The following is a 6,852-nucleotide window of genomic DNA, read 5'->3' as shown; positions in this document are numbered from 1 at the left end:
AAACGCCCGGTTACATTCCGAACCCGGAAGCTAAGCCTTACAGCGCCGATGGTACTGCAGGGGGGACCCTGTGGGAGAGTAGGACACCGCCGAACAATCTTTGGAGGACCCCTGGTCCCAGCGTTCAGCTGGGACCAGGGGTCCTTTTGTTTTTAGAATGCTTGCGGTACCGAAGACAGGAGTCACCATGTCCACCAACTCTCCCGACGACCGACCGGAGCGCGACCAGCGGCGACGGGACAGTGGTGACCGTGGCGATCGCGGCTACCGGGGTGACCGTGGCGGCTTCCGGCGCGACGGTGACCGACCCGCCTTCCGCCGCGACGACCGCGGTGGCAATGACCGCGGGGGCAGCCACGGCGGCGGCTACGGGCGCCGTGACGACCGTCGTGATGACCGTCGTGATGACAACCGCGGTGACCGCGGTGACCGTGGTGACCGCGGGGATCGCGGTGGCTTCCGTCGGGACGACAACCGCGGCAGCGCCGGCGGTGGCTACGGACGGCGAGACGACCGACGTGACGACCGACGCGATGACCGACGTGACGGGGACCGTGGGCCGCGCCCCGCGTTCCGTCGTGATGACAGGCCGGCCGGTCCGCGCCGCGACGACCGTGACCGTGGCGGCTTCCGGCGCGACGGTGACCGGCCCGCCTTCCGCCGCGACGACCGCGGCGAGCGCGTAGAGCGGCGGGACGACAACCGCGGCGGTGGCTACGCACGCCGTGACGACCGACGCGATGACCGTGACCGTGGTGGCTTCCGCCGCGACGAGAACCGGGGTGGCGGCGGTGGCTACGCCCGGCGTGACGACCGCGACCGCGGACCCCGTGGTGATGACCGGGACCGCGGCTTCCGTCGGGACGACCGCGGTGACCGCGGGGATCGCGGTGGCTTCCGTCGGGACGACAACCGCAGCAGCGCCGGCGGTGGCTACGGCCGCCGTGACGACCGACGTGACGACCGACGCGATGAGCGCCGTGGCGACGACCGCGGGGATCGCGGCGGTTTCCGTCGGGACAACGACCGGCGCGACGACAACCGTGGCGACCGTGGTGGTTTCCGGCGCGACGACAACCGAGGTGGCGCCGGCTACGGCCGACGTGACGACAGCCGACGTGACGACAGCCGGGGTGGCGACCGAGGTGGCTTCCGGCGCGATGATCGTCGGGACGACCGCAGGGATGACCGTCGGGACGACCGTGCTGGGCGCGGAGTCGGCGGCCCCCGTAGGGACGACCGCGGCGGCCGGCCCGGTGGGTTCCGTGGTCGGGAGGACCGGCGCGGCGGCGACGACCGTCGTGGTGGTGGGCGTTTCCGTGACGATCGCGACCGGGACCGCGAGCCGATCAAGCGGCTGCCGATCCCCGAGGACGTCACGGGCGACGAGATCGACAAGGATGTACGGCAGGAGTTGCAGAGTCTGCCGAAGGGGCTCGCGGAGGATGTCGCCAAGAACCTGGTGATGGTCGCCCGGCTCATCGACGAGGACCCCGAGGGCGCGTACGGCTACTCCAGGGTGGCCCTGCGGCTCGCGTCGCGTGTCGCCGCCGTGCGCGAGGCTGCCGGGTTCGCGGCTTACGCCAACCAGAAGTACAGCGAGGCGCTCGCCGAGTTCCGGGCCGCGCGGCGGATGACCGGGAACGTGGAGCTGTGGCCCGTCATGGCCGACTGCGAGCGTGGGCTCGGGCGGCCGGAGAAGGCGCTGGACATGGCCGGGGCGCCCGAGGTGCACAAGCTCGACAAGGCCGGGCAGGTCGAGATGCGTCTCGTCGCCGCCGGTGCCCGGCGTGACATGGGGCAGCTGGACGCGGCCATCGTGACGCTCCAGAGCCCCGAGCTTGCCTCCGCCTCGGTGCAGCCGTGGACCGCGCGACTGCGGTACGCGTATGCCGACGCGCTGCTCGCCGCCGGGCGGGAGGACGAGGCGCGGGAGTGGTTCGCCAAGGCTGTGGAGTCCGACAAGGACGGCAGCACCGACGCCTCCGACCGGCTCGCCGAGATGGACGGGGTCGAGTTCGTGGACGCCTTCGACGAGGACGAGGACGAGACCCCGGCCGACGGTGAGAGCGAGGCCGAGGGCGAGGCTGCGGCCGGGAACGACACGGAGGGTGCCGAGAAGGTCCTCGACGGCGATGTCGACGGCGACGAGGACGACCTCAAGGCCTGACGTACGCGTGGTTCGGTGAGCAAGGGGCGGGATCCTGGCGATCCCGCCCCTTGTTCGTGTCAGACGTTCAGACGTCCAGTGCGCGCAGGACCAGGCCCGAGGCCGGTTTCGGGCCGAAGGACGTCGACTTGCGGGGCATCGTGACGCCCTGGCGGGCGAGGTCGCGGACGACCTCCTCGCGGACCGGGTGCATGAGGACCGCAGTGCCGCCGTCCCGTTCCGCCTTCTCGACCGTGGCGGCCGTGTCGTGGATGTAGGCGATGCGGGCGGGGTCGTCCTCGGGGATATGCCAGACGTGGGCGAGGAGCGTGGCGTGGAGGACCGTCGCGTCCAGGGTGCGCCAGGCGGTGGGGCGGTCCGTGGGGATCGTGCGGGACAGGAGGTCCGGGTCGGGACGGTCCACGAGGTGGAAGGCGCCGTCGCCGGCGAGGAGGAAGGCGTTGCCCGCGCAGGCCGCGTCGGCGAGGGTGTCGAGGGCCTCCGTAAGGCCGACGTCGAGACGGCTGACCCGGAAGAGGCCCTCCAGGGGCGCGAGGGCCTGGGCCACCGGGACGCCGTGCAGGAGGCGGTGGATGGCGCGGACGCGGAGGGGATAGCGGGCCGTGTCGACCAGCAGGACCAGGCCGTGGTCCCAGGGGCTGGGGGAGGTGTGCTCCGCGCGTAGACGGCGGTAGGTCGCCCAGCGGTGGTGGCCGTCGGCGATGAGGGCCTGGTGCTGGGCGAGGTCCGACTGGATGCGGAACACCTCGTCCGGGTCGGTGATCGACCACAGGCGGTGGCTGTAGCCGTCCTCGGTGGTGGTGGCGAGGAGCGGGGGCTGCTCGGCCAGGCGCTCGATCACGGCCGTCGTGACGGACCGCGAGCCGTTGCCGCGGTAGGTCAGGAGCAGGGGCTCCAGGTTCGCCGAGGTGGCGCGCATGAGGGCCGCGCGGTCGGCGACCACATGAGACATGACGTCCTCGTGTGGCAGGACCACACCCTCCGAGGGCTCCGACAGGCGCAGGGTCCCTATGATCCCGCGCTGGAGCAGGCTGGCGCCGTCGTCCTGCTCGTAGACGTACAGGCCGGGCTCGGGGTCGGCGGCCAGGATGCCCTCGGCGAGCCAGTCGCGCAGGGTGCGAGCCGCCTGGGCGTTGCGTTCGGCCGGCGTCCTCGCCTGCGGAAGGATCAACCGGACGATGTTGTACGGGTCGTTGGACTGGAGCTGGTGCAGGCCGTCGGGGCGGACCACGACGTCGTACGGCGGGGAGGTGACGGCGGCGAGGCTGCCGACCCGGTCGGGGTCGTAGCGCAGGCCTCGGAACGGGGTGAGTTCCAGGCCTCGGCGCGCCGTTGCTTCCGGGTGACCTGCTGTGTTCATCCCGGCATCGTACGGGTGTCGGTGGCATGGGGGATGATCGGGGGAAAGCCGTCGAACCGGGAGCGATGCGGAATGAGCCAGCGCGTGAGGACGAAGCCCGAGGGCAGTGAGCGGGCCTTGAGCGAGGCGTACGACACCGCGCTGCTCGATCTCGACGGGGTGGTGTACGCGGGCGGGAACGCGATCGCGCACGCCGTCGAGTCGCTCGCCACCGCGCGTGAGGGCGGGATGCACCTCGCCTATGTCACCAACAACGCCCTGCGGACGCCCGACACCGTGGCCGGACATCTCACCGAGTTGGGGATACCGACCGGGGCCGATGACGTGATCACCTCCGCGCAGGCGGTGGCGCGGCTGATCAGTGAGCAGGTGCCGGCCGGGTCGCGGGTGCTCGTCATCGGGGGCGAGGGGCTGCGAGTCGCGTTGCGGGAGCGGGGTCTTGAGCCGGTCGAGTCGGCGGACGACGATCCGGCCGCCGTGGTGCAGGGCTTCGGGGGGCCGGATCTGCCCTGGGGGCGGTTCGCGGAGGCCAGTTACGCGGTCGCGCGCGGGGTGCCGTGGTTCGCGTCCAACACCGATCTGACGATTCCGAGCGGGCGCGGGATCGCGCCGGGCAACGGGGCTGCGGTCGAGGTCGTGCGGATCGCGACGGGTGCCGAGCCTCAGGTCGCCGGCAAGCCGCTGCCTCCCATGCACCGGGAGACGATCCTGCGGACCGGCGCCGAGCGGCCGTTGGTGGTCGGGGACCGGCTGGACACCGACATCGAGGGGGCGTTCAACGGCGAGGTGGACTCGCTGCTCGTGCTCACCGGTGTCACCGACGGCGCGCAGCTGCTGGCCGCGCCGCCGCAGCACCGGCCGACGTATGTGGACGCGGATCTGCGGGGGATGCTCACCGGCCAGCCCGAGGTCACCGAGGCGGGAGACGGCTTCCGGTGCGGGGGATGGACGGCGACGGCTGGGAAGGAGCGGCTGGAAATCGACGGAGACGGGGAGGCGCTGGACGGTCTGCGGGCGCTGTGCGCGGCGGCCTGGACGGCGGCCGGGGAAGGTGTGTGCGAGCTGGACGGGGGGAAGGCGCTGGCGAGGCTGGGGCTGTGAGCGGGTGCCCGGGCGGCTTTCCCGTGCGGTGAGGCGGCTGGCGAGCTGTGATTCCGGGTACGTTTCCGCCCGGGATCGTGGCTCGTTGGCAGGGTAGGCTAACCTAACCACGTGTTGGTCGACAGTCCTCCCGAACAGCGCGCGGAGACCGCCCCCGCGCCCCCAACCCGCCGGGCGATACGCGTTCTTGGGCTCTTCGTCTCCCTGGCCGTCCTGCTGGCCGTAGGGGTGGCGAGCATCGCCATCGGTGCGAAGGGGCTGTCCGTCGGAGAGGTCTGGCACGGCCTGTTCCACGACACCGGGACCTACGGTGACGTCGTCGTGGCCGACCGGCTGTCGCGGACGGTTCTCGGACTGCTGGCCGGTGCCGCGCTGGGGCTGTCCGGGGCCGTGCTCCAGGCCCTGACCCGCAATCCCCTGGCCGACCCGGGGCTGCTCGGCATCAACGCGGGCGCGTCCGCGGCCGTCGTCACCGCGATCACCTTCTTCGGCGTCACCTCGCTCAGCGGCTATGTGTGGTTCGCCTTCCTCGGTGCGGCGGCGGTCGGTGCACTGGTCTGGTTCCTCGGCGGCAGCCGGGGTGCCACCCCGGTCCGGCTCGCCCTGGCCGGTACGGCGATCAGCGCGGCCCTGTACGGCTATCTCCAGGCCGTGATGATCACCGACGACCAGGCGCTCAACAAGATGCGCTTCTGGACGGTCGGTTCGCTGTCCTCGGCGAGCACCCCGACCATCCTCCAGGTGCTGCCGTTCCTCGCGGCCGGCTCGCTCCTCGCCCTCTCGCTGGCCCGCCCGCTCAACGCGATGGAGATGGGCGACGACACGGCCAAGGCCCTCGGCGCCAACCTCAACCGCACCCGGGCGCTGGCCATGCTGGCCGCGACCGTGCTGTGCGGGGCGGCCACGGCGGCCTGCGGACCGATCGTGTTCGTCGGCCTGATGGTCCCGCACGTCGTGCGCTCCTTCACCGGCCCCGACCTGCGCTGGATCCTGCCGTACGCCACCGTCCTGTCGCCCGTGCTGCTGCTGGGCTCCGACGTGATCGGCCGGATCGTCGCCCGGCCCGCGGAGCTCCAGGTCGGGATCGTCACCGCGCTCATCGGCGGGCCGGTCTTCATCTTTCTCGTACGACGGCGAAGGACGGCTCAGCTGTGAGGACCAACCGTGCCCTCAGGACCCCCGGCGGGCTCTCGGTCCGGCTGGACGTGCGGGCCACCGTCGTCGTCGCCCTGATCCTGCTCGCCGCGCTCACCGCGAGTGTCGTGCTGATCGGCACCGGTGACTACCCGATCCCGGCGCGGGACGTGCTCAGGACGCTGTTCGGGGACGGCAACGCCGGGCAGGAGTTCATCGTCAACGAGCTGCGGCTGCCCAGGGTGCTCGTGGGGCTCCTGGTCGGGGCCTCGCTCGGGCTCGGCGGGGCGCTGTTCCAGGCCATCTCCCGCAACCCGCTGGGCAGTCCGGACGTCCTCGGGCTCAGCCAGGGGGCGACGGCCGGGGCGCTCACCATGATCGTGCTGTTCTCCGGGAGCGCGGGGCAGGTGACCACGGGCGCGCTCGTGGGCGGTCTGATGACCGGGTTCGCCATCTACCTGCTCGCCTGGCGGCGGGGTGTGCACGGCTATCGACTGGTCCTGGTCGGTATCGGTGTCTCCGCGATCGTCACCGCGGTCAACGGCTATCTGCTGACCAGGTCCACGCTCACCGAGGCGTCCCAGGCGGTCGTCTGGATGACCGGCTCGCTCAGCGGCCGTGACTGGACGCAGGTGTGGCCGCTGCTGTGGCTGTGCGCCGTCCTCGTCCCGCTCGTCCTCGTCAACGGGCGCGGCCTCAGGATGATGGAGATGGGCGACGACGTCTCCAACGCCCTGGGCGTGCGCGTGGAGCGGGTACGGCTGCTGCTGCTCGTCGCCGCCGTCCTGCTCACCGCCGCCGCCACCGCGGCCGCCGGTCCGGTCAGCTTCGTCGCGCTCACCGCCCCGCAGCTGGCCCGCCGACTCACCCGCTCGCCCGGTCCCAACCTGCTGCCGTCCCTGTGCATGGGCGCCACCCTCCTGGTCACCGCCGACTGGACCTCCCAGAAGGTCTTCGGCGCCGACCAGCTGCCCGTGGGTGTGGTCACCGGGGTCCTGGGCGGGGTGTATCTGCTGTGGCTGCTGGTCACCGAGCGCAGGGCGGGCCGGATATGAACCGCCCGAGCACGCCAAGCACGCCAAGCGCC

Annotated in this window: 7 protein-coding genes and 1 rRNA gene; 7 read left to right on the top strand and 1 reads right to left on the bottom strand. The window is 72.1% G+C overall.

What is annotated here, in order from left to right; all coding sequences use genetic code 11:
- From rrf to IF54_RS42280, 4 genes are all read left to right on the top strand, one after another.
- Nucleotides 1-95: ribosomal RNA gene (gene rrf, locus IF54_RS40555) — 5S ribosomal RNA — on the top strand; the annotation flags it as partial.
- Nucleotides 96-251: 156 nt separating this feature from the next.
- A complete protein-coding gene (locus IF54_RS43970) occupies nt 252-686 on the top strand; it encodes a hypothetical protein (RefSeq protein ID WP_199821248.1) in 435 nt (144 codons plus the stop codon).
- Between the two features lie 39 nt (nt 687-725).
- Nucleotides 726-1,466, top strand: coding sequence for a hypothetical protein (locus IF54_RS43965; RefSeq protein WP_199821247.1), 741 nt, complete (start codon nt 726-728; stop codon nt 1,464-1,466).
- Nucleotides 1,358-2,170: a tetratricopeptide repeat protein gene (locus tag IF54_RS42280; protein ID WP_107047885.1), complete on the top strand. Its 813-nt coding sequence runs from the start codon at nt 1,358-1,360 to the stop codon at nt 2,168-2,170. The genes IF54_RS43965 and IF54_RS42280 overlap by 109 nt, the downstream gene beginning before the upstream one ends.
- Nucleotides 2,171-2,237: 67 nt before the next feature.
- Here IF54_RS42280 and IF54_RS0125345 read toward each other — a convergent pair whose 3' ends face one another.
- A complete protein-coding gene (locus IF54_RS0125345) occupies nt 2,238-3,530 on the bottom strand; it encodes a DUF1015 domain-containing protein (protein ID WP_030322539.1) in 1,293 nt (430 codons plus the stop codon).
- A gap of 72 nt (nt 3,531-3,602) precedes the next feature.
- Between IF54_RS0125345 and IF54_RS0125340 the strand changes: the two genes are divergently transcribed.
- The 3 genes from IF54_RS0125340 (at nt 3,603) to IF54_RS0125330 (ending at nt 6,820) form a co-directional block, all read left to right on the top strand.
- On the top strand, nt 3,603-4,631 hold the full coding sequence (locus IF54_RS0125340; protein WP_030322535.1) for an HAD hydrolase-like protein: 1,029 nt from the start codon (nt 3,603-3,605) through the stop codon (nt 4,629-4,631).
- Between the two features lie 111 nt (nt 4,632-4,742).
- On the top strand, nt 4,743-5,786 hold the full coding sequence (locus IF54_RS0125335; RefSeq protein WP_030322534.1) for a FecCD family ABC transporter permease: 1,044 nt from the start codon (nt 4,743-4,745) through the stop codon (nt 5,784-5,786).
- Nucleotides 5,783-6,820 (top strand): FecCD family ABC transporter permease, encoded by a 1,038-nt coding sequence (locus tag IF54_RS0125330; protein ID WP_030322532.1) that lies wholly within the window; start codon nt 5,783-5,785, stop codon nt 6,818-6,820. Before IF54_RS0125335 ends, IF54_RS0125330 begins: the two co-directional genes overlap by 4 nt.
- Nucleotides 6,821-6,852 lie beyond the last annotated feature (32 nt).

The organism is Streptomyces sp. NRRL B-3229 (genome assembly GCF_000719505.1).
Classification (GTDB): domain Bacteria; phylum Actinomycetota; class Actinomycetes; order Streptomycetales; family Streptomycetaceae; genus Streptomyces; species Streptomyces griseorubiginosus.
Note: the sequence above shows the minus strand (reverse complement) of the source record. Positions and strands in the feature narration are given on the sequence as shown.

What these genes read in the sequence shown, in the direction of transcription:
- IF54_RS0125345 (WP_030322539.1), bottom strand. Translation starts at nt 3,530, where the DNA reads ATGAACACAGCAGGTCACCCGGAAGCAACGGCGCGCCGAGGCCTGGAA.
- IF54_RS0125340 (WP_030322535.1), top strand. Translation starts at nt 3,603, where the DNA reads ATGAGCCAGCGCGTGAGGACGAAGCCCGAGGGCAGTGAGCGGGCCTTG.